19 protein-coding genes and 1 pseudogene are annotated in these 20,875 nt (G+C 55.7%); 4 read left to right on the top strand and 16 right to left on the bottom strand.

The features are described from left to right. Positions 1-180 precede the first annotated feature (180 nt). From Q0N43_RS05200 to Q0N43_RS05215, 4 genes are all read right to left on the bottom strand, one after another. A complete protein-coding gene (locus Q0N43_RS05200) occupies positions 181-2,850 on the bottom strand; it encodes a TonB-dependent receptor (protein ID WP_295443516.1) in 2,670 nt (889 codons plus the stop codon). 273 nt (positions 2,851-3,123) lie between these two features. Then, positions 3,124-4,140, bottom strand: a complete 1,017-nt coding sequence (locus tag Q0N43_RS05205; protein ID WP_295443518.1) for an NADP-dependent oxidoreductase — start codon at positions 4,138-4,140, stop codon at positions 3,124-3,126. Beyond that, positions 4,140-5,825, bottom strand: a complete 1,686-nt coding sequence (locus Q0N43_RS05210; protein ID WP_295443521.1) for an amidohydrolase — start codon at positions 5,823-5,825, stop codon at positions 4,140-4,142. Before Q0N43_RS05210 ends, Q0N43_RS05205 begins: the two co-directional genes overlap by 1 nt. A gap of 86 nt (positions 5,826-5,911) precedes the next feature. Then, complete coding sequence (locus Q0N43_RS05215) at positions 5,912-6,781, bottom strand: NAD(P)-dependent oxidoreductase (protein WP_295443525.1); 870 nt, start codon at positions 6,779-6,781, stop codon at positions 5,912-5,914. Between the two features lie 56 nt (positions 6,782-6,837). On the opposite strand from Q0N43_RS05215, the gene Q0N43_RS05220 reads away from it, so the two are divergent. Both Q0N43_RS05220 and Q0N43_RS05225 read left to right on the top strand, forming a co-directional pair. Further along, the gene (locus Q0N43_RS05220) at positions 6,838-8,058 is read left to right on the top strand and encodes a threonine ammonia-lyase (RefSeq protein WP_295443528.1); all 1,221 of its coding nucleotides are present in this window, start codon (positions 6,838-6,840) and stop codon (positions 8,056-8,058) included. Positions 8,059-8,162: 104 nt separating this feature from the next. Continuing rightward, positions 8,163-8,912 (top strand): arginyltransferase, encoded by a 750-nt coding sequence (locus tag Q0N43_RS05225; protein WP_295443530.1) that lies wholly within the window; start codon positions 8,163-8,165, stop codon positions 8,910-8,912. A 64-nt stretch (positions 8,913-8,976) separates the two neighbouring features. Here the strand turns inward: Q0N43_RS05225 and Q0N43_RS05230 are convergent, their stop codons facing one another. The 11 genes and pseudogenes from Q0N43_RS05230 to Q0N43_RS05280 form a co-directional block, all read right to left on the bottom strand. Then, positions 8,977-9,459, bottom strand: coding sequence for a GAF domain-containing protein (locus tag Q0N43_RS05230; RefSeq protein WP_295443533.1), 483 nt, complete (start codon positions 9,457-9,459; stop codon positions 8,977-8,979). Positions 9,460-9,471: 12 nt separating this feature from the next. Further along, the gene (gene arfB, locus Q0N43_RS05235) at positions 9,472-9,873 is read right to left on the bottom strand and encodes an alternative ribosome rescue aminoacyl-tRNA hydrolase ArfB (protein WP_295443576.1); all 402 of its coding nucleotides are present in this window, start codon (positions 9,871-9,873) and stop codon (positions 9,472-9,474) included. Positions 9,874-9,925: 52 nt separating this feature from the next. Beyond that, positions 9,926-10,639, bottom strand: coding sequence for a pirin family protein (locus tag Q0N43_RS05240; RefSeq protein ID WP_295443536.1), 714 nt, complete (start codon positions 10,637-10,639; stop codon positions 9,926-9,928). Positions 10,640-10,776: 137 nt separating this feature from the next. Further along, a pseudogene (locus Q0N43_RS05245) lies at positions 10,777-12,102 on the bottom strand (M20/M25/M40 family metallo-hydrolase). Between the two features lie 16 nt (positions 12,103-12,118). After that, a complete protein-coding gene (locus tag Q0N43_RS05250; protein ID WP_295443538.1) occupies positions 12,119-12,883 on the bottom strand; it encodes a metallophosphoesterase family protein in 765 nt (254 codons plus the stop codon). Positions 12,884-12,913: 30 nt separating this feature from the next. Then, positions 12,914-14,089, bottom strand: coding sequence for a saccharopine dehydrogenase NADP-binding domain-containing protein (locus Q0N43_RS05255; protein WP_295443541.1), 1,176 nt, complete (start codon positions 14,087-14,089; stop codon positions 12,914-12,916). A 75-nt stretch (positions 14,090-14,164) separates the two neighbouring features. Then, positions 14,165-14,518, bottom strand: coding sequence for a hypothetical protein (locus Q0N43_RS05260; protein ID WP_295443544.1), 354 nt, complete (start codon positions 14,516-14,518; stop codon positions 14,165-14,167). A gap of 15 nt (positions 14,519-14,533) precedes the next feature. Continuing rightward, positions 14,534-15,088 carry a dCTP deaminase gene (gene dcd / locus Q0N43_RS05265; protein WP_295443547.1) on the bottom strand — a complete coding sequence of 185 codons (555 nt, stop codon included), beginning with the start codon at positions 15,086-15,088 and terminating at the stop codon, positions 14,534-14,536. A 102-nt stretch (positions 15,089-15,190) separates the two neighbouring features. After that, a complete protein-coding gene (locus Q0N43_RS05270; protein ID WP_295443550.1) occupies positions 15,191-15,622 on the bottom strand; it encodes a cytidine deaminase in 432 nt (143 codons plus the stop codon). Then, positions 15,619-16,245: a GH25 family lysozyme gene (locus tag Q0N43_RS05275; protein ID WP_295443553.1), complete on the bottom strand. Its 627-nt coding sequence runs from the start codon at positions 16,243-16,245 to the stop codon at positions 15,619-15,621. The genes Q0N43_RS05270 and Q0N43_RS05275 overlap by 4 nt, the downstream gene beginning before the upstream one ends. A 147-nt stretch (positions 16,246-16,392) precedes the next feature. After that, positions 16,393-16,875 carry a UPF0262 family protein gene (locus tag Q0N43_RS05280; RefSeq protein WP_295443556.1) on the bottom strand — a complete coding sequence of 161 codons (483 nt, stop codon included), beginning with the start codon at positions 16,873-16,875 and terminating at the stop codon, positions 16,393-16,395. Between the two features lie 149 nt (positions 16,876-17,024). Between Q0N43_RS05280 and Q0N43_RS05285 the strand changes: the two genes are divergently transcribed. Then, on the top strand, positions 17,025-18,509 hold the full coding sequence (locus Q0N43_RS05285) for a replicative DNA helicase (protein WP_295443559.1): 1,485 nt from the start codon (positions 17,025-17,027) through the stop codon (positions 18,507-18,509). A 249-nt stretch (positions 18,510-18,758) separates the two neighbouring features. On the opposite strand, the gene ubiG is transcribed toward Q0N43_RS05285, so the two are convergent. After that, positions 18,759-19,493: a bifunctional 2-polyprenyl-6-hydroxyphenol methylase/3-demethylubiquinol 3-O-methyltransferase UbiG gene (ubiG, locus tag Q0N43_RS05290; protein ID WP_295443562.1), complete on the bottom strand. Its 735-nt coding sequence runs from the start codon at positions 19,491-19,493 to the stop codon at positions 18,759-18,761. Positions 19,494-19,547: 54 nt separating this feature from the next. Between ubiG and Q0N43_RS05295 the strand changes: the two genes are divergently transcribed. Further along, complete coding sequence (locus Q0N43_RS05295; RefSeq protein ID WP_295443564.1) at positions 19,548-20,804, top strand: aspartate kinase; 1,257 nt, start codon at positions 19,548-19,550, stop codon at positions 20,802-20,804. Positions 20,805-20,875: the final 71 nt, after the last annotated feature.

A 20,875-nucleotide genomic window follows, 5' to 3' on the forward strand; every position in this document is an offset into this window, starting at 1 on the left:
TAGGCGCATTTTTTCAAATGATATTTCTATCGTCATCCTGAAACAAATTCAGGATGACGAAGGCCGCGCGCAGAAGTGATTTATGCGTTCACGGCCTAGATCCGATTTCACTTTCTCTTCATCCAACAAAAAAGGGCCCGCATCGCTGCGAGCCCTTTTTCATTTAAGTGAGCGACGTTTCTAGAACTTGCCGCGCAATGTGATGCCATAGGTCCGCGGTTCGGCAAGGAACTGCGAGAAGATCTGCCGACCACCGGGATATTGTGGATCGACAAATGGCGCTGAACTTTGACCCGCTTGGAATGGCGAGTTGAATGCGACCTGTGCATAATCCTGATTGAAGATATTTTGGCCCCAAAGCTCAAGGCCCCAAGCTTCGTCAGCACCACGAAGACCAATACGCGCGTTGAATACGGCGAAACCGTCCTGCTCCTTCTGCGGGAACAAGTCAGAACCCGTGTTATAATCGCTGGTCATACGGCCATCGATATACACCAAGCCGCTCATGCCATTGCTGCCGATATCAGGCGTCCATGTGACGCTTGAGGTGGCAACAAGTTCAGGTGCGTTGGACAGGTTATCGCCCGGCAATTTGCGCAGCGCGGAATCGAGCGCCGCACCGTTCTTTGTGCCGATCAGATCATCCCGATAGGTGGTCTTGGCATAAGTCAGACCAGCTGCCATGCGGAAGTTACGTGCAGGCACAAGCGATGCTTCAAGCTCAAGACCTTGTGTGCGAACACCATAAGTGATGTCGCCCGTGGCGCAGCTGCCGGTTGTATTGCTGAGGTCTGTATCCGCGTTTGAGCCGCCAACAAGATTATCACAACCATTGACATTCTGAACGAGGAAGACGGTGCCGTTGAAGGTATTCAACTGGAAGCTGCTGAAGTCCGAACGGAAGGCCGAAACGCTCAGGCCAAATGGGCCATTTGAGAATTTCGCACCCAGTTCATAGCTGTCCACCAATTCGGGATCGAACTGAAGGTTGCCGACCAAAGCCTGCGCTCCGCCAAGCGAAGCAAAGGTTGATACTGGCGATTTCAGTGCCGAGCGGTCAAGATTGAAACCGCCTGCCTTATAACCGCGTGCAAAGCTCGTGTAGAGCAGAAGATCATCGACAGGCTTCCACGAAAGAATGGCCGTTCCGGTGATTTTATCTTCATTGCGGTCATCACGGATCGACACGCCGTTCAGTTCAGCGGTTGAGTTACCCTGACAGGAAAGGCCGATGATCCCGCCTGCCGTTGGGCCAAGAGGCCCTGCAAGCAGAGGACCAAGTGCCGCCTGATTTGCGGTGCAGACCGTATTGTCGTTACCGAAGGTTGCATCAAATTTCTTCTTGTCCTTGGTATAGCGAAGGCCAAGAGTTAGATCGACAGTATCGGTGATGTGCACGATGTTATGCGTAAACACAGCCCAGTTGGTTCCGTTCTGGAAATACCGGTCATTGGTCGTGCCGACATTGTTCATAGTGTCGAGACGGTCAAGCCCTGCAAGGATAGCAGGACCACCAGCACCAAGCGCGGTCAATCCTCCGGCAATGGCGCCGCGAACGGGCGCGCTGAGGCATGCCTGGCCAGACGGCAGATAACCCGACGCGAGACTGCCACCGGAAACAATGCGGCAATTTGCAAAGCGGCCATATTGATTGCCGAAACGCAGATTGTCACGAACAGTCAGCTTTTCATTGGCAAAGAAGCCACCGACCAACCAATCGAGCTTGCCGTCAAATGCCTCACCCTGCAGGCGCAATTCTTGCGTAAACGTGTGGAACTGACGATAGGCGTCATCGCTTGGTGCGCGATATAGGATGTCGACTTCGCCATAGTCTAAGTCGCCAGCCTGACCCGAACGATATTGGCGATAGGCGGTGATTGAGGTCAAGGTCGCGCCACCGAAATCATAATCAATCTGGCCGGAGAAACCATAGTCCTTGGTCTCGCCGGTGAAGACGCGGTTCGGGCTGACCGAAATGTTGCGGTCATAGCCTTGGTTGAACGCTGCCAATGGCTGACCGAGGTCACGTAACACGTTAATTATGTTGTTGGACGTGGCAGTCGACGCGGCGCCAACAGCGCTTGGAGTGATCAAATTGCCAATGAACTGGTTGACCGTTCCATCGACATAGGTCGCCGCGCAGCATTCTTCTATACGCGATGTGTAATCCGCAATTAGGCGGACGGACAGCGCATCGGTTGGCTGAAACAACAATTGTCCACGTAGGAAGTAACGGTCACGATTGTTTACATCAGCGCCATTCTGGTCATCGCGGTAGAAACCGTCACGCTTTACATACACGCCGTCAACGCGGAACGCGAGCTGGTCCGAAATCGGGCCAGTAAAGCTGGTCGCCGCGCGCATGAAGTCATAATTGCCATACGTCAGCTCGCCGCTGCCACCGAAGGTGAAGCTTGGCTTTTTCGAATAGATGCTGATCAGACCAGCGGAAGAGTTACGTCCACCTAACGTGCCTTGTGGGCCACGTTGTACTTCGACGCGGTCAATCTCGCCAAGTTCGTTCAGGCCAATGCCCGAACGCGAACGATAAACGCCGTCGATGAACACAGGGACCGAGCTTTCAAGACCGGGGTTATCGCCTACGGTGCCAATTCCGCGAATACGGGCCGAGCCATTGGCTTCTGATCCGGTTGAGGACACGAGCAATGATGGTGCAACTTGGTTGAGCTGACGAATATCGTTAGCGCCACTGTTTTGCAGCGTTTCGGCGTTCACGGCGGAAATCGCGACAGGAACGTCGGAAAGCAGCTGGCTACGGCCCTGGGCCGTTACAACGATTTCTGCGTCGGAACTGTCTTCGGCTTGCGGCGCTTCTTGTGCGTATGCCATACTAGGCACAGCAAGTGCGAGGCAGGCGGCCGACAAATTCAATGCACGGCTAAACGATTTGTCACTTCGCAACATATTTTCACTCCTATTGTCACATGCTCGTCACAGTTTATCGAAAGCGCGCACAAATGTCATCGGCGTTAACCACTAAAATCATTAAATTATTATTGTGCGTCAATATTGCAACATTGGCGACTTTGACGTCGCGGAAACGTTACGTTTTGGATTGCAGGTCTCGCGCGCCATGCCCAAAAATGCTGCGCAACAATTTGCTCAGAGCTTAACGAGCATCTTGCCGGTGTTCTCCCCGCTGAACAGACCGATAAAGGCTTCGGGAGTCTTCTCCAGCCCGTCTTTGACGGTCTCACGGCCTTTGACGGCTCCTGATTGAATAAGCCCAGCCATGTCCGCGTTGAATTCTGGCACTTGCGCATAAAAATCAGGATAGAGAAAACCTTTGATCATGATGCGCTTGCCGATGATCATCGGAAGATACTGCATAGGCTGCGCCTTGAAGTCGTTGTAGACATCAATCATGCCGCAAATCGCAAAGCGCGCCCACTCCTTCGCCGTGGCAAGCGCGGCGTCAAAATGTTCGCCGCCAACATTGTCGAAATACACGTCAATACCGGTTTCGCCCATGTCCTTCAGGGCCGTCATTAACTGCGGCAGCACCTTGCCGGATTTATAGTCAATCACGGCGTCCGCGCCCAGTTCTTTTACCCAAGCGCATTTGTCAGCGCCACCTGCCGAGCCAATGACTTTCATGCCCTTGGCTTTGGCAATTTGGGTCACTGTGGAGCCTACAGCGCCGGCCGCAGCCGACACGAATATTACTTCGCCCGCCTTGGCTTCCGCAACTTTAAGCAGGCCGAACCATGCGGTGCCGCCGGGCATACCGATGATGCTTAACCAATGTTGGTCCGGCACGCCCAAATCGGGCAGCTTCACAGGTGGCATGCCGGCAGGCGGCGTTTTGTCGCCGCCAAAGACGACCGTGTCACGCCAGCCCGCCATGTGAAGCACCTTTGCGCCGACAGGAAATTCGGCATTGTTGCTTTCGGTCACAGTACCAACTGCGCCGCCAGTCATGGGTTCGCCCAACATGAACGGGTCAGCATAGCTTTTCGCGTCATTCATACGGCCACGCATATAGGGATCGACCGACAGCCAGCCATTGGTTACGCGAAACTCTTCCGCGCCAAGGGGGGCGTCCGGATGTTCAACAATCGCAAAATTGCTGTTGTTCGGAAGCCCAACCGGGCGGCTAGCCAATGTCCATGCGCGCATTATCGTTTCTCTCCATTCATTTTTTCGTCTGCAGCATTTGTTGCAGCATTTTTATAGACAGGTCGTCCCCCGACCCACGTTTCCTTGACGGTTGCATGACGCAATTCTCCGGGGCTTGCAAGCAAAGGGTCGACATCTATCAAGATAAAGTCAGCATAATGTCCAGGCGTCAGTGAACCGAATTTGCCCTCTGCAAAAGCAGCATAGGCTGCGCCTGTCGTAAAACCGGCAAGCGCCTGTTCACGTGATACGCGCTCTTCTGGCCGCCAGCCGCCAAAGGGTTGGCCCTCGCCATCTTCGCGGGTTATCGCGGTGGCAAGGCCAGCAAAGGGATCCGCCGATTCTACCGGCACGTCGGAACCAAAGGCAAGTTTGCCCCCGGCGCGTGCAATGGACTGCCATGCATAAGCGCCATTAAGGCGCGCTCGACCCAACCGCACCTCGGCCATCAACCGATCCGATGCCTGGTGCACAGGCTGCATCGACGAAATAATACCATGCTTGCCAAGCTTTTGCAGATCGGCTGGATCAACGATCTGGACGTGTTCAATCCGCCAGCGTTGATCACCCTTGTAGGTTTCGGACAATTCCTCAATCGCGCTGATGACTTCCGCATTGGCGGCGTCACCAATAGCGTGAACGGCGGTTTGAAAGCCGTCCATGGATGCGCGGACCATGAGGTTTCGGATTTCCGCGCTCGCTAGAAATTGGAGACCCGTTTGCCCAGCGGCATCAGCATAAGGCCTTTTCAACCACGCACCCCGGCTGCCCAAGGCACCATCGAGATATAGCTTCACCCCGCCAAGTCGGAGCTTTTCATTATACAACCATGGGCTTGGCCGCGGACCAGCAATTGCGACCATATTGTCGATGCCGCCCGCATAAGCGAAAATCCGCATCGTCAGCCAGCCAGCATCGCCCGCCCGGCGGTAGCTTTGCCAATCGTCCATAGTTGTGCCCATGTCGGCAATGGCGGTGATGCCTAAGCTATGGAGTTTCTTCTGCGCCTCACCCAAGGCAATATCGCGCTCCAGCGGCTTTGGCAGGGGTACAAATTTGCCAACCAGATCCGCCGCGGCGTCAACAAATATGCCGCTTGGCTTTCCGCTGATAAATTCGATACGCCCACCTGGCGGAGATTTTGTTGTGGCGTTGACGCCAGCGATGTCCATCGCACGACTGTTTGCCCAACCCGCATGGCCATCGACCCGCTCAAGCCAGACGGGACGGTCGCTGACGGCGGCATCAAGGTCTTGGGCCGTCGGGAAGCGGCCAAGGCCCCATTTTTCCTGATTCCAACCGCGACCAATAATCCAGCGGCGTTCGGGATATGTTGCGGCATAGGCCTTGATCGCAGCCTGTGCTTCGGAAAGGCTGCTGGTGGCGGAAAGGTCAAGCGTCAGCAATTGGAAGCCAAGGCCCATGACATGGCCATGCCCATCAATCAGACCGGGTAATAATGTAGCGCCGCGTCCGTCCAAGCGGAAATCGAGTTGCTCGGGAAGCTTATCCTTTTTGGTGAGCAGTTCCGTCACCTTACCGTCGCTACCCATCAGCATGGCGTTAAAACGTATGACTTTGCCGTCTTTGTCGAGCGTGATGCCGTTAACGTTTTCGACAAGCCCATCGGCGAATGCGGGCGAAACGGCGGTGCTCGCGAACAGGGCGATCGCGCATAATTTCAAAAATAGCCATTTCTTGTCTGACACGAACGGGGATTGGACTGAAGACGGAGCTTGAAGACGGGGCGCCAGTGATAATGCGGTTTTCATCATCCTTTAGGCAACCTTTTCACAATCGCACTGGTATCTAGCCGCCCCCCGCCCATATGCTGCACATCGGCGTAAAACTGATCAATTATTGCAGTGATGGGCAAAGTTGCGCCGACCGCGCGGGCTTCTTCGAAGGCTAATCCAAGGTCCTTGCGCATCCAATCGACCGCAAAGCCGAAATCGAACCTATCCTCTGCCATCGTCGCCCAGCGATTATCCATTTGCCAGCTTTGCGCCGCGCCGCCGGAAATGGCTTCATATACCTTTTCAACGTCCAGTTCAGCGGACTGCGCAAAGCGCAGCGCCTCCGACAAGGATTGTATAACGCCAGCAAAGGCGATTTGATTGCACATTTTCGTGATCTGACCCGTGCCGGGACCGCCGACATGGACGATACGTTTGGAGTAAGCCGCAATAATGGGTGAAGCTGCCGCAACAGAAGCTTCCGTCCCGCCACACATGATAGACAAGGTGCCGTTCTCTGCACCCGCCTGCCCGCCCGTCACGGGCGCGTCGACGATCAATAACCCCCGCGATTTCGCCTCAACGCCAAGCTGTCGAGCAATCCGTGCGGAAACCGTTGTATGGTCAATATACACGCTGCCCTTGGCCATCGCCGAGAACGCCCCGTCGCGGCCAAGCGTGACGCCCGACAGGTCATCATCCGTGCCGACACAGCTAATCACGACCTCGGCGTCTTTGGCCGCGTCTGCTGGCGAAGTGCCAAGCGTGCCGCCATAAGCTTCGACCCATTTTTCGGCCTTGGTGCGCGAACGGTTATACACCGTCAAATCATGCCCCGCCTGTTTGAGATGCCGCGCTATAGGGCCGCCCATGACGCCCAATCCGATAAAAGCTATTCTGGTCATTCTTTAGTCTTAATGTCTGTTTTCAGTTAACACCAGATGCGTTAGGGCCATTTTATATGTCTGACCTATTGACCCTGGACCATGTCCGCGCCGCCCATGACCGTATTCGCGATTCCATCGTGGCAACGCCGACCCTGCACAGCCAGACTTTGTCAAAGCTGACGGGCGCAAATATTTACCTGAAGTTTGAAAACTTACAGTTTACGGCAGCTTATAAAGAACGCGGCGCGCTAAACGCAATCCTTCTGCTTTCGGAGGAACAACGCAACAAGGGCGTGATCGCGGCGTCGGCGGGGAACCATGCGCAGGGGCTTAGCTATCATGGCACCCGCCTCGGCATTCCAGTGACTATCGTCATGCCAGTGCCAACGCCAACGGTTAAGGTCATGCAGACTGAGAGCGTTGGTGGCAAAGTCGTGCTGTTTGGCGAGACTTTTGACGACGCCTACAAACATGCACGGCAGCTTGAGGCCGAGCAGGGGTTGACCTTTGTGCATCCTTTTGATGACTCAAATGTTGCCGCCGGGCAGGGTACTGTTGCGCTTGAAATGCTTGAGAGCATCCCGTCCCTTGATATGTTGGTAGTACCTATTGGCGGCGGCGGCTTGCTATCTGGCATGGGGACCGCCGCGCGCGCGTTGAAGCCCGATATCGGCCTCATCGGCGTTCAAGCCGAGCTTTACCCATCCATGTATGCTTTGCTGAACAATCTGCAAATGCCATGCGAAGGCGACACTTTGGCGGAAGGGATAGCGGTCAAAATCCCCGGCGCATTCACCAGCGAAGTCATCCGCGAACTGGTCGACGAAATTGTACTTGTGAATGAGGCGCACTTGGAAACCGCAGTCAGCCTGCTGCTGCAGATTGAAAAAACCGTTGTCGAAGGCGCTGGTGCGGCGGGTCTTGCTGCGGTGATGGCTCATCCTGAGAAATTTGCAGGCAAGAATGTCGGCGTCGTCCTGTGCGGCGGTAATATCGATACGCGGTTGCTGGCAAATGTACTTTTGCGTGATCTTGCGCGGTCCGGTCGCTTGGCGCGTTTGCGTTTGACTCTTCAGGACCGCCCGGGCGCGTTATTCAAGGTGATGCGTTTGTTCAATGAGCATAATGTCAACATCATCGAAATTTACCATCAGCGGATTTTTACGACCTTGCCCGCCAAGGGTTTGATCACCGACATTGAATGCGAAGCGCGGGATGCCAATCAATTACAGGGACTTGTTGATGGTTTGAATGTTGCTGGCTACAAGGTCGAGCGGGTAGAGCTTAACAAATAATCAGGCATCGCCACAAAGATGGTAAATGCGCTTTCCAGCATTGGTTGCCCAGTGCATACACGGTAAACAACTTATTAAGAGCTAATGCTCCCCGCGGAGAGAATATGAGCGCACCAGTCCGTTTTCCGCGATTTTTTGTAACCAGCCCTGGCCCTTGCCCTTATCTACCAGGCAGAACAGAACGGAAAGTCTTTACCGAACTCAATGGCAATCACGCCGATGAATTGAACGAGGCGCTTGGCCGCATTGGGTTTCGTCGAAGCCAGAATGTCGCTTATCGGCCAAGTTGCCCGGACTGTAAGGCATGCGTATCGGTGCGCGTGCGAACGGACGAATTTAGGCCTAATGCTACACAGCGCCGAATTTTGCGGCGCAACGCCGATCTGGTTGTTAGCGCCTGTCGCCCTTGGTCAACGACCGAGCAATATGACCTGCTAAGCCATTATCTTTCCGCACGCCATCCCGACGGTGGCATGGCGAATATGGATGATATGGATTATGCGGATATGGTCGAACAATCACCTGTGCGCAGCCAAGTGATTGAATACCGAACTCCGCCGCGATTCGGCCGGACTGGCGAATTGGTCGGCGCATGCCTAACAGATCAGCAGAGCGACGGCATGTCGATGATCTACAGCTTTTACAATCCCGAGATTGCAGGCCGGCCTAGTCTTGGCAACTTCATCATCATGAACCATATCTTGCGCGCAAAGGCCGCAGGGCTTCCTTATGTGTATTTGGGTTATTGGGTGAATGGTGCGGCACGGATGCATTATAAGACCCTCTACAGGCCGTTGGAGCGCCTTGGGCCGGACGGGTGGGAATGTTTCGATCCCGATGCTGAGACGGTCTAGAATTTGTTCTTAGGCAAGGCCATTCCGCTGAACAGCATCGGAGTTAAGGCCTTTGGATTACCAGTCAGATTCTGTAAGCAATCATCCGTGCAAGCAGTTCAGCACCTTTTGCGTCTTCGGTATCAAAGCGGTTCAGCGTTGGGCTATCGAGGTCAATCACTGCGATAACTGTGCCATTACGCTTCACAGGCACCACCAGTTCCGACGCGCTATTGGCATCGCAGGCAATATGGCCGGGGAAGGCGTGGACGTCTTGCACCAACTGCGTTTCGCCCGATTGCGCCGCAGTCCCACAGACACCTTTGCCAAAGGGTATCCGAATGCAGGCTGCCTTGCCCTGAAAGGGCCCAAGGACCAGTTCGCTATCGACCACGCGGTAGAAACCCGTCCAGTTTACGTCCGGCAAATATTCCCAAAGCAAGGCGGCGATATTCGCCATATTGGCAACGGCATCAGGCTCACCGCTGGTCAACGCATCGGCAGCGCGAAGCATTTCGGCGTAAACGTCGGATTTAGGGGCTGTGCTATCAATTTCAAATGCGTACATATTGTTGCCTTATCAATCAAAACTGACCTTGCCACGGTTTTTCTTGATCGTGGATCGGCCCTTTTTGGCGTCAACCCGCCGTGCCTTGACGGCTTTGCTTGGTTTGGTAGCGACGCGTCGGGGTTGGCGGATGTGCGCGCGGTCGATCAGCGCGATCACGCGCGCACGGGCATCCTGCCGGTTGGCCTCTCGCGCACGGTGACTGCGTGCGGTAACGATCAGTTCACCTGCTATTGTCATCTTGCTACCCGCCAGGATTTTCAACTGGCGAAAGGCATAAGGTTGCAGACCCAGCGCATAGATATCGACACGCAATTGGCACGCGGTGGCGACCTTGTTGACATTCTGCCCGCCCGGCCCGGTTGAGGCGAGGAAAGTTTCTTCAAGATACTCTTCGGGAAGGTCAAAGGCCATGGCGACGGCTGTAACAGCCAACGCCACATTTTGCCAACATCACACGCATGGATTAACGCGAGTCGACCAGAACGATTTCTGCGTCTTCTATTGCCGTGATCATGACCCTACCTTCGCCGATTGCCACACCGTCGCGGGCATTTGCACGCTGACCGTCGATTTCAATCGCGCCGGTTGCTGCCACCATATAGGCGTGACGGCTTGCGCCAATGGCATATTCCAAGCGGTCACCCGCTTTGATCGTTGCGCCGAGCACGCGGGCGTTGGTACGGATGGGCAGGGCTTCATTATCTTCGTCAAAGCCACTGGCAAGGATTTGCCACGCGCCCGAACGATCACCCTTGGGAAATGGCTTCGCGCCCCAGCTCGGCGCTCCGCCGGTTCGGTTGGGTATGATCCATATCTGGAAAAGAGAGGTTGGTTCATTCTCCAGATTATACTCCGCATGCCGGATGCCGCTGCCCGCGCTCATGACCTGCACATCGCCCGCCGCCGTGCGACCTTCATTGCCAAGACTGTCTTTGTGCGTGATCGCGCCGGTGCGGACATAGGTGATGATTTCCATATCGGCATGCGGATGGGGAGGAAAGCCCGACTGCGGCGCAATCACGTCATCATTCCACACGCGGATTGCACCCCAGTCCATCCGTGCAGCGTCGTGATAGCTGCCGAATGAAAAATGGTGATGTGCGTCAAGCCAGCCATGGTTCGCCGCGCCAAGCGTTTCAAAAGGACGAATTTCAAACTTGGACTTTGCGTCGGTCATGTCACGCACGCCTTTAGCAAAATGTTTTAGATGTGCCTAAGATAGAACACAACCTTGCGATGCGAAAGTAGATTTGATCGGGGAAGGTTTTGACATTGGTTGGCGTATTGCTGCGTTGCCCGACAGCAGTTTGCTGCTTAACGCCGTGGCGGTAGGCCAGCGAAGGTGATCGTGCTTTCCGCGCCTTTCGCACTTAAGGCACTTACGCCGACAAAATGATCATCAACGATCAAGCCCTCTAGCACTGTTTCGGTGCCCTGCAGTTCAAGGAAAAAGCTCCAATCCTGCGCATCGGCGCGGCGCTGATACACGCGATAGCGTTGCGCGCCGGGGCTTGCGTCCCATGTGACTGTGGTGTTGGAGGTGACAGCGCCGCCCAATGTCGCGGACGCAGGCGCTGGCGGCGCATCGGCCAATGCCGTTGCCGTCAGGACATTCAACATCGTCACCTTTGCCAAATAGTCAAAGTCCATCTTGTCGATGGTATCACCATATTCAATGCCATTTTCGGTGCGCAGAACTTGATGCTGGTAGTGATAATTTTCAACGCCGACGGTCTACCGGATAGCCGGAAAGCCAAGCCCGAGCGCAGGCAAATGGTCACCGCCGCGCGCAAAGCGGTCAGGCCGGCGGACGCCAAAGACATCGAGTGTTACCTCAGGATAGGCCTGAGCCGCAAGCTTGTCGGCAAAGCGCATCAGCGAACGGCTTGGTCCGTCATCTTCAACGCCACTATTGCGCCGCGCCATCTGCCCCGCCAGATCTTCGGATGCACGAATGCCTTCGCTGAACACCCGCACGACATTATCAACCTTGCGTCCGTCGGTGCCAAGCGTGCCGCCGACGATATCATTGTTCAACTTGGCGCTGACTTTCCAGCCACGTTCCTTGGCGGTTTCGGCGAGTAGCCGCCCACCCCTCAGGCCCTGTTCCTCGCCTGACAGCAGGGCAAAGACAATCGTCGCCCCATTCTGCGGCTGTTGAGACATGATCCGTGCGGCCTCAATCACCAATGCGCTGCCCGAACCATCGTCACTCGCGCCTGGCGCATCCTTGGTGAAATCCATCACGTCGGACACGCGGCTGTCGATATGTCCGGCGATAATGATGACATGGTCCCAGCCCATTTTGCCGGGCTTTATCGCGAGCACGTCGACAATATTGACGCCATTTGGAATGCGCGGGCCCGACATATTGCGTTCGAGCAATTCGGTCTGCAGGCAGCCGTTGCACGCCTTGGCGATTTTCACAAATTTGCTTTGCGCCCATTTGCGGGCAGCACCGATGCCGCGTTTTGGGTCCGTCGCCGATGACAGCGTATGGCGCGTGCCAAAGCTGACGAGTTTCTCCACGTCGGCTTTCAACCGCTCTGCCTTCGGCGTGGCTGGGGGGCTCGCCAGTGCGGCCAAGGGGGCGGCAAGGCCAATTGCGATGATGCACGCGCAGACGAATAGTTTTTTCATGATGTTTCCCCGCCCGTCATGTTTGTAGATACCAGCGATCGCCGCCCTCAAGCGCCAGCGCGGTTAACTTGCCCGAATCATAGGCGCCGGTATCAATGCCAATGCGCGACCCGCGTTCTTCGACCTCTTCATATATGGTGTGGCCGTAGACAATGACCTTTTCCAGATCGCCGCGTTGCCCAACAAATTCATCGCGTATCCAGCGCAAATCGCTTGGCTTTTGGTCTGCCAAAGCGACACCGGGGCGAATACCGGCATGGACAAAGGCATAATCGCCGATGATAATCTGGTCTTCAAAGCTTTCGACAAATGCGATGTGCGCTTGCGGGACTAAGGTCGCCAGCCGCTCGGTCAGTTGCTCCATATCCAAGGCCATATATTCGTCGCGGGTGATGGGATACGACAATAGCGTCTCCTCGCCGCCAATGCGCAGGAAAAAACGCGTCACCTTTGGGTCGCCCTTGCGGCAGGCGCTGACAAACACTTCCTCATGATTGCCCATCAGGAACCGGACATTTTTGCCAGATGCCTGTAACGCCATCGCGGTTTCAATCACTGCCGCGCTGCCGGGGCCTCTATCCACCAGATCGCCCAGAAATATGATCTGCGTATCGGCAGGGCCGCGCGCTTGGTCGTCGGCGTCAATCTTGGCCAGCAAGGCGGATAACAAGTCATCGCGTCCGTGGATGTCGCCGATTGCATATACCCGCACGCCGTCTGGCACCCGCGCGGTATCGAGCGGGCGCGGGGCAACGGCTTTTTTGAAAAGGCGACCTAACATGGCTTGCGCCCTATAAGCCCGCCTGATGAATTATGAAAGCGGTCCGCCTTCAACGGCGAAAATCAATCCGGCATTTTTCTGCAACCGGTCAACAAGCTGCGCCCCCAGGGCAGCCCCCGGTGTTGTCACGCCGCCCGGACCATCCTGTTCGCACAAGGCAATCGCGGTTTCGCTGATCATCTTGCTGGTCGAACCATAGCCGGGGTCACGGTCGCCCTTGACGCTTAATCGCGCCGTCCGGCCATCGGGATATTCGGCGATGAACAGCACGTCATAAAAGCCGGTGTCGCGTTCTTCTTTGGTCGGGCCTTCGCCGGGCTTTGGATCATCTGCGCCGCCCATCATTGGGGTGGAGGCGACATGCTTGGCCATGGCTTCGCCTTGTTCGCCCGGACCCGTTAGCATCATTTCATCATAGGTAAAATCCGCGCCATATGCATGGTCAAGCAAATGGTTGGTGCGGTGAACATTTTTGGTGTTAATCGGGGCCATGACAAAATTGGTCGCCCAACTGCTCAGGCTTTCGTCATATTCCGGCTTATTGCCCGCTGGCTGCGGCGGGCCAGCAAAATCGGCGGATAGGCTGAACGGATTGGTCAGATAGCCGATTACCGCCGGGTCCTTACTTGCGGCGGCCATAGTGGCTTTCAAGCTGGCTGCGGTACCGCCCGAAAAAGTGCCCTTCATCGCGCGCACGCGGCCCTTCACCCGCGGTGCCGGCGCGCCAAATGTCGCCACGCAATGCTTTTGCAGCATCATCACGCCAAGGTCGAAGGGGATGGAATCAAAACCAGCGGAAAATACGATCCGCGCGCCCGACGCCTTGGCCGCGGCATCATGCTGGTCGATTTTCTGGCGCATCCATGCCGGTTCGCCGCATAAATCGGTATAATCGGTTCCATTGGCAACGCAGGCGGCAACAAGTTCATTACCATATAATTGATAGGGCCCAACCGTTGTCAAAACGACCTTAGTGCGCTTGACCATTGCGTCGAGCGTAGCGGGATCAGATGCATCGGCCACAATCAAAGCTGTGTCTGCGGCGGCACCAATCAGGTCGCGCACTTCTTCCAACTTGGAAAGGCTACGCCCCGCCATCGCCCATTTCACGCCAGTTTTACCTTTGAGATATTCGGCCACCAAACGCCCAGTATAGCCCGTGGCACCATAGACAATGATATCGAATTCGCGTGGGGTGGTGGGCATGAAGTTTCCTCTCTTTGGGCGTGACGGCGTTATAAGTTTACAAACATATATGCATAAGCGGCTTTTTTTGTAAACTTATGAAGCGCGTGGGCGTGCTTTGGCATGGCTGCGCGGCGGGGGCGAGCGCAACACTCTCATGATGTGCTTGGTATCGGGGCCAGTTTGAACTTCAAACACGCCGCACAACCGCATTTTAATCGTGGTGACGCCGTAAATGGCGCGTTCCATGGCATAATCGAACATCATGCCCCGCCCGAACCCCAACGCCCGGTCCCATTCCGCCGCAAAGCTGCCCGCGTCGGCACGTTTTTTGAGGTTATAGGCCGAAATCCGCGACATCCCCACCGCCTGCGCCGCAGAATCAACCGTGCCCAGCGCCGCCAGCGCAACCAAAAACAACCGCTGCCGCTCCGGCGTCCAACCATCCAACCCTTTAAACCCCAATCACAACTTCGGCAAAGTCACCCCGCGCTGGCCCATATATTTGCCTGCGCGGTCGGCGTAGCTGGTTTCGCAGGGCTGCTCGCCTTTTAGGAACAGGAACTGGCACGCGCCTTCATTGGCGTAGATTTTGGCGGGCAGAGGCGTGGTGTTGCTGAACTCCAGCGTCACATGGCCTTCCCAGCCGGGTTCCAATGGCGTGACGTTGACGATGATGCCGCAGCGGGCATAGGTGCTTTTGCCGAGGCAGATGACCAGCACATCGCGGGGCACGCGGAAATATTCGACGGTGCGGGCCAAGGCAAAGCTGTTGGGCGGAATGATGCAGACGTTGGTCTTGCGGTCCACAAAGCTTCTTGGGTCAAAATCCTTGGGGTCAACGATGGAGCTGTCGACATTGGTGAAAATCTTGAATTCATCGGCCACGCGGGCGTCATAGCCATAAGAGGACAGGCCATAGCTGATGCAGCCATCCCGGCGCTGCGCCTCCACAAAGGGTTCAATCATGCCGGTCGCTTGCGCTTGCTCGCGGATCCAGATGTCGGACAATATGGACATAATCACTCCCTGTTAACTGGGCCGCTTTTGCCATTTTGCAATGTGCGTGCAAGAGGTGGTCACGAAAAAATTGTGCGTATCTCGCGCGCCCCGAAAAGCGGATTATTTCAAGCTGGCCGGACCAAAGCCGTGCGGCAGCAATTCGGACAGATGAAATGTCGTATAGCCCGTTGCATGTGCGCAATGCACCGGAATGTCGCTTTGGGTGAGGTCCGCCACTTCCTTGATAATCTGACGGCATCGACCGCAGGGCATAATGGGGCCTGCGCCCGTTCCGATTTGTCCGACCAAGCCGCCCGCGACCGCAATCTCACGGATCGCGCGTAATTGGCCATCGCTATTGGCCTTAGAAATCGCGACGGTTTCGGCGCATAATGTCATGCCATAGCTGGCATTTTCAAAATTGCTGCCAGTCACGATCTGGCCATTGTCGAGTAACAACGCCGCGCCCACATGAAAGTTGGAATAAGGCGCATAAGCGGTTTTGGCAGCGTCGATTGCGGCTTGGACTAAGCGCGTGGTGGTCACGCTCATTTGCGCACCACGACCCAGCGCACCGCGCCGTCAATGCCACTGACGCGGCGGTGCGTGTTGGCGGTCCACATCACCCAAGGGCGCGCAGAATAATCGGGCGAAATGCCATTGCCTTCAAGCCAGATGTTGCGGTCAATCGACTTGCTCACTTGATACGCCTCCTCAAACGCAGGCGTTAGTAACAGGATTGCCGGAGTACCGCTATGCGCCTCAATCAGGTTTAAGAACGTAGCTAACTCCGCCAAGATCAAGGCGCGGTTCGGGCGGCTGTTGCAGCCTTCGGAAAAATCCATTTGCACCGCAGGGGGCAATGCGCGGTCGTTGCGGGGCACACTGGTGATAAACATCGTCGCCTGTTCGGACGCCGAACGGCACAGGTCATAATGATGCAGCGCGCCAAAGCGAATGCCGGCCTCCTGCAATGCCGCCAGATTGGTCTGAAACTGCGGATCGCGGCCGAGCGCGCCTTCGACGGCTGTGATATAAGCGAAATCAACGCCCGTTGCGGCCAATTCCGACCATCTGGGTTGGCCGTTGCTTTCATTCGCGATGATGCCCTGCACGGGATAGCTATCCCGCGATGGGGCCCAGCCAGTGACAAAGTTCCACAGCCCAAAGCCCATAAAAGTTATACCCAGCAGGAGCACGCCCCAGCGGATCAATTTGTGATTTCGCCTTGGCATGCAACCCCGTTTAACGCTTTTTGATTCGGCTTTGTTACTAGGCGCTCTGTCCTTGCGAAGTCGAGAGGTGTTGTGGCGCGTTGGGCGCTACGCCTTGATGTGTAGAACGCAGATAAGCGTAAACAGTCGGCGGGCGGTGGCAAAATCCACTTCTACTTTGCCGTCAAGCCGCTCCATCAACAGCTCTGCTGCCTCATTATGTACCCCGCGTCGTGCCATATCGATGGTCTCAATCTCCGCCGCGCTGGCCTTGCGAATGGCTTGGTAATAGCTGTCGCAAATGGCGAAATAATCCTTCACCGTCCGCCGAAACCGGCCAAGGCCAAGCACTAGGGTTTCGTGCGGCGTCCCATCTTCACGGCGGATATCGAGGATGAGGCGGCCGTCTGCGACGCTGATGCTCAAATGATATGGTCCAGCATAGCCATCGCCCATGTCGCGCAGCGGTTTGAAAAAATTATCTTCAATCAGGTCAAAAATGGCGACGCGGCGTTCCTGTTCAATATCGGCATTACGCCGCAGGATCGTTGCTTCGTCCAGTTCAACTTTGATGATGCGTGGGTCCGCCATAGAAGGCTGTGTTAGCTTCAGATAATTTTGGGGCAAGGGGTTAACGAGATACGGGCAAATGCGTTGTGCAAAATATTGTCCACAGCCATATCCCCGCACTTCTTTTTTGCGCCCCTTGCGCAGTGGGACGTGGTACAGGATAGGAAGCCATGGCCGAATTGATCAGACTTGCCGCAGCGAATGAAGCTGAACCCCAACGCTTGCCGCGCAATATTGAGGCAGAGGCGGCGTTTTTGGGCGCTATCCTCATTGATAACCGCGTGATTGAGGATGTCTCGATCAAGCTGCAACCGGACCACTTTTTTGAGCCACTGCACGGACGGATTTTTGAACAAATCCTGCGCCTGATTGACCGCAACATGCTGGTCACACCAGTCACGCTGAAGCCGTTTTTTGAAGCTGATGAATCCATGCGCGAGGTTGGCGGGCCGGGGTATTTGATCAAACTCACCGCCGATGGTGCAGGCTTGATTGGCGCGCGCGACTTTGCCCAGCAGATTTACGATCTTGCCTTGCTGCGCGAGCTGGTGACGGTGGGCCGGACGCTGGTGGACAATGCGCTCGACACCAGTGAAAGTGTTGATCCCAAAGGGCAGATTGAAGCGGCGGAAAGCGCGCTGTATAAAGTCGCCGAGGGTGAAGGCGAAACTGGCTCCATCAAGAGCTTCCTCACCGCATCGACCGAGGCCATCCGCAATGTCGAAAAGGCGCTTAATTCAGGCGGCAGCCTTTCAGGGATCACAACCGGCCTCAACAGCATCAACACCAAATGTGGCGGCTTGCACAATTCCGACCTTGTGATTTTGGCCGGACGTCCCGGCATGGGTAAGACATCATTGGCCACCAATATTGCGTTCAATGCCGCACGGCGATGGATACGCGAGCGTGAGGACGGCATCGAAGAGTCCAAGGGGTCCGGTGCAAAAGTCGCCTTTTTCAGCCTCGAAATGTCCGCAGACCAGTTGGCGACACGTATCTTGGCCGAGCAATCGGGGATTAGTTCTGAATTGCTGCGTATGGGTAAAATTTCCCGCGACGACTTCCGCGAGTTGTCGCGCGCATCGCGTGAATTGCAGGAATTGCCGCTTTACATTGACGATACGCCTGCGCTGACGATTGCCGCATTGCGCACCCGGGCCCGGCGGTTACAGCGTCGGCACGGCATTGGCCTGATTGTTGTTGACTATTTGCAGCTACTCCAAGGCTCAAGCCGCGCGAACGACAACCGCGTTAATGAAATTTCTGAGATCAGCCGCGGTCTGAAGACATTGGCGAAAGAATTAAGCATTCCTGTTATTGCACTGTCGCAGCTTAGCCGTGCGGTCGAACAGCGTGAAGACAAGACGCCGATGTTGTCCGATCTGCGCGAGTCCGGTTCAATCGAGCAGGATGCCGATATGGTATGGTTCGTCTACCGCGAAGATTATTATGAGCTGATGAAAAAACCCGATGAGGGCACGCCCGCATTTGAGGCCTGGAACGAAAAAATGGAGCGGATTCACGGCGTTGCCGAACTTATCATCTCCAAACAAAGGCATGGTTCGACAGGACGTGTGCGGATGAAGTTTGAAGCGAAGATTACGCGGTTTAGCGACCTTGCCGATGACCAATATACCGATGCGCGATATGATTGAGGCGCGTTTGGAACGAAGGTTCATGTAAAAAAAACCGCGTCACCCTGAACTTGTTTCAGGGTCCATCGTGCCAAACGACCGGCGGTTGCAGCTGATGAATAGACCCTGAAACAAGTTCAGGGTGACGAAGTAGGGGGTTCGGTGTGATGAAGTGGGGGGTTCTGCCCTTTCGATGGGCCAGTGCCCCCACCAACTTCGCCTAAGCGCACGCGCTAAGGCTTCGTATCCTCTCCCAAGGGGAGAGGAGGATCACCGCAACCGCGCACTTAGGATATAATTCAACGCCTTATTTTCACTCAAATGCAGACCCGACATCGGCGAAAAGGCGATGCCTTGCATATCGATGACCTCCAGCCCCGCATCGGCAAGTAAAGCGGTCAGTTCTTCGGGCGTCAGGAACTTGTCCCAATCATGCGTGCCGCGCGGGACTTGGCCGAGGCGTTCGGCGGCCTCCACCAGAAATAGGCGCGATACTGCCGTGCGGTTGGGCGTTGAAAGCAGCAATAGCCCGTCGGGCCTTAGGTGACGGACCAATTCGGCAACAAAGGCCGCCGGGTCCATAACATGTTCGATAACTTCCATGCAGGTGACAACATCAAGCTGGCCAAGGCCTTGCGCTGCGATTTCGCCAGCGCGGTAGTTTATGGTCAGGCCAGACAAGGCCGCATGCGCCATGGCCACATCAATATTTTCAGGCGCGGCGTCAACGCCCGTCACGGCCCCGCCAAGCCGCGCAAGTGGTTCGCAGAGCAAACCGGCACCGCATCCGACATCAAGCGCGGTTTTGCCCGCCAGCGGATATCGCGACTTGGTATCACTGCCAAAATGCGTATCTATCGCAGACCGGATAAAGTGCAATCGCACAGGGTTCATTCTATGCAGCATCGCAGAGCTGCCCTTTGGGTCCCACCATTCGGCGGCAAGAGCGCCAAAATGTGCGGCTTCCGCAGCGTTAATTGTCTCGGGCAAGCTTGCGTTTGTCATGTCCTACCCCTATCAGGGCCAGCGATTGTAATATAGCAATTTTTGAAGGTTTTCATGGCGCGTATAGTAATGAAATTTGGCGGCACGTCGATGGCCGGCACAGAACGCATCCGCCGTGTCGCCCAATTGGTCAAGCGTCAGGCAGAACGCGGCGACGAAGTGGCCGTCGTCGTCTCCGCCATGGCGGGCGACACCGACCGCCTCGTCAATTTCTGTCGCGAGGCCAATGCGCTGTATGATCCGGCCGAATATGATGTGGTTGTAGCGGCAGGCGAGCAGATTACCGCTGGCCTGCTGGCGATCACGTTGCAAGCGCTTGGCTGCGAAGCGCGAAGCTGGCTTGGCTGGCAAATGCCGATCCATACCGATGATGCCCATGCCAAGGCCCGGATTGCGTCCGTTGATACCGAGGCATTGCTGGCGTCGATGCAGGCAGGGATTATCGCGGTCATTCCCGGGTTTCAGGGGCTGACGGACGACAACCGCATCACCACATTGGGCCGTGGCGGGTCGGATACATCGGCCGTCGCCATTGCCGCTGCGGTAAAGGCCGACCGCTGCGATATCTATACAGATGTGGACGGCGTCTACACCACGGACCCGCGTATCGTTGCCCGCGCGCGTAAGCTTAAAGCCGTCACCTACGAAGAAATGCTTGAGCTGGCGTCGGTTGGTTCAAAAGTATTGCAAACCCGCTCCGTCGGCCTTGCGATGAAGGAAGGCGTGCGGATTCAAGTGCTGTCCTCCTTTGTTGACGACAGTGCGCCCGACGCCGACAGCATCCCCGGCACGATGATCGTGACCGACGCAGATTTGGAGAATAGCCAAGTGGAACGCCAACTGATCACCGGCATCGCGCATGACAAGAATGAAGCGAAAATAACGCTCACCCGCGTTCCCGACCGTCCGGGCGCTGTGGCCAATATTTTCACGCCCTTGGCCGATGCCAACATCAACGTCGATATGATCATTCAGAATGTGGGCCGCGATAAGGGCGAGACCGACGTAACCTTCACCTGCCCGCAAGCTGACCTTGCGCGCTGCACCGACATATTGGAAAACCGCCGCGATGCCATTGGCTATAACCGCCTGATCCCGGACACTAAGGTCGCGAAAATTTCGGTGGTCGGCGTCGGTATGAAAAGCCATGCCGGCGTTGCCTCGACGATGTTCAGCAGCCTTGCGGACCGAAAAATCAACATTCAGGCGATTTCAACATCCGAAATCAAAGTCAGCGTGTTGATTGACGAGGATGAAACCGAACTGGCTGTGCGGGTGTTGCATACGGCTTATGGGTTGGATGCGGAGTGAGGAACTTTTTCCGCCTTTGCGTGAACAAAAAATGGTTCTAACCTATGACTAAACTCCAACATCTCATGCAA

It is taken from the genome of Sphingorhabdus sp. EL138, assembly GCF_945882965.1.
Taxonomy (GTDB): Bacteria; Pseudomonadota; Alphaproteobacteria; order Sphingomonadales; family Sphingomonadaceae; genus Sphingorhabdus_B.

Excerpts from the sequence above, each read along its gene's own strand:
- Q0N43_RS05215 (WP_295443525.1), bottom strand. The coding sequence starts at position 6,781 with ATGACCAGAATAGCTTTTATCGGATTGGGCGTCATGGGCGGCCCTATA.
- Q0N43_RS05295 (WP_295443564.1), top strand. The coding sequence starts at position 19,548 with ATGGCGCGTATAGTAATGAAATTTGGCGGCACGTCGATGGCCGGCACA.
- ubiG (WP_295443562.1), bottom strand. The coding sequence starts at position 19,493 with ATGACAAACGCAAGCTTGCCCGAGACAATTAACGCTGCGGAAGCCGCA.
- Q0N43_RS05255 (WP_295443541.1), bottom strand. The coding sequence starts at position 14,089 with ATGCCCACCACCCCACGCGAATTCGATATCATTGTCTATGGTGCCACG.
- Q0N43_RS05250 (WP_295443538.1), bottom strand. The coding sequence starts at position 12,883 with ATGTTAGGTCGCCTTTTCAAAAAAGCCGTTGCCCCGCGCCCGCTCGAT.
- Q0N43_RS05240 (WP_295443536.1), bottom strand. The coding sequence starts at position 10,639 with ATGACCGACGCAAAGTCCAAGTTTGAAATTCGTCCTTTTGAAACGCTT.
- Q0N43_RS05285 (WP_295443559.1), top strand. The coding sequence starts at position 17,025 with ATGGCCGAATTGATCAGACTTGCCGCAGCGAATGAAGCTGAACCCCAA.
- Q0N43_RS05275 (WP_295443553.1), bottom strand. The coding sequence starts at position 16,245 with ATGGGCTTTGGGCTGTGGAACTTTGTCACTGGCTGGGCCCCATCGCGG.
- Q0N43_RS05230 (WP_295443533.1), bottom strand. The coding sequence starts at position 9,459 with ATGTACGCATTTGAAATTGATAGCACAGCCCCTAAATCCGACGTTTAC.
- Q0N43_RS05270 (WP_295443550.1), bottom strand. The coding sequence starts at position 15,622 with ATGAGCGTGACCACCACGCGCTTAGTCCAAGCCGCAATCGACGCTGCC.
- Q0N43_RS05200 (WP_295443516.1), bottom strand. The coding sequence starts at position 2,850 with ATGGCATACGCACAAGAAGCGCCGCAAGCCGAAGACAGTTCCGACGCA.
- Q0N43_RS05225 (WP_295443530.1), top strand. The coding sequence starts at position 8,163 with ATGAGCGCACCAGTCCGTTTTCCGCGATTTTTTGTAACCAGCCCTGGC.
- Q0N43_RS05220 (WP_295443528.1), top strand. The coding sequence starts at position 6,838 with ATGTCTGACCTATTGACCCTGGACCATGTCCGCGCCGCCCATGACCGT.
- dcd (WP_295443547.1), bottom strand. The coding sequence starts at position 15,088 with ATGTCCATATTGTCCGACATCTGGATCCGCGAGCAAGCGCAAGCGACC.
- Q0N43_RS05280 (WP_295443556.1), bottom strand. The coding sequence starts at position 16,875 with ATGGCGGACCCACGCATCATCAAAGTTGAACTGGACGAAGCAACGATC.
- arfB (WP_295443576.1), bottom strand. The coding sequence starts at position 9,873 with ATGGCCTTTGACCTTCCCGAAGAGTATCTTGAAGAAACTTTCCTCGCC.
- Q0N43_RS05205 (WP_295443518.1), bottom strand. The coding sequence starts at position 4,140 with ATGCGCGCATGGACATTGGCTAGCCGCCCGGTTGGGCTTCCGAACAAC.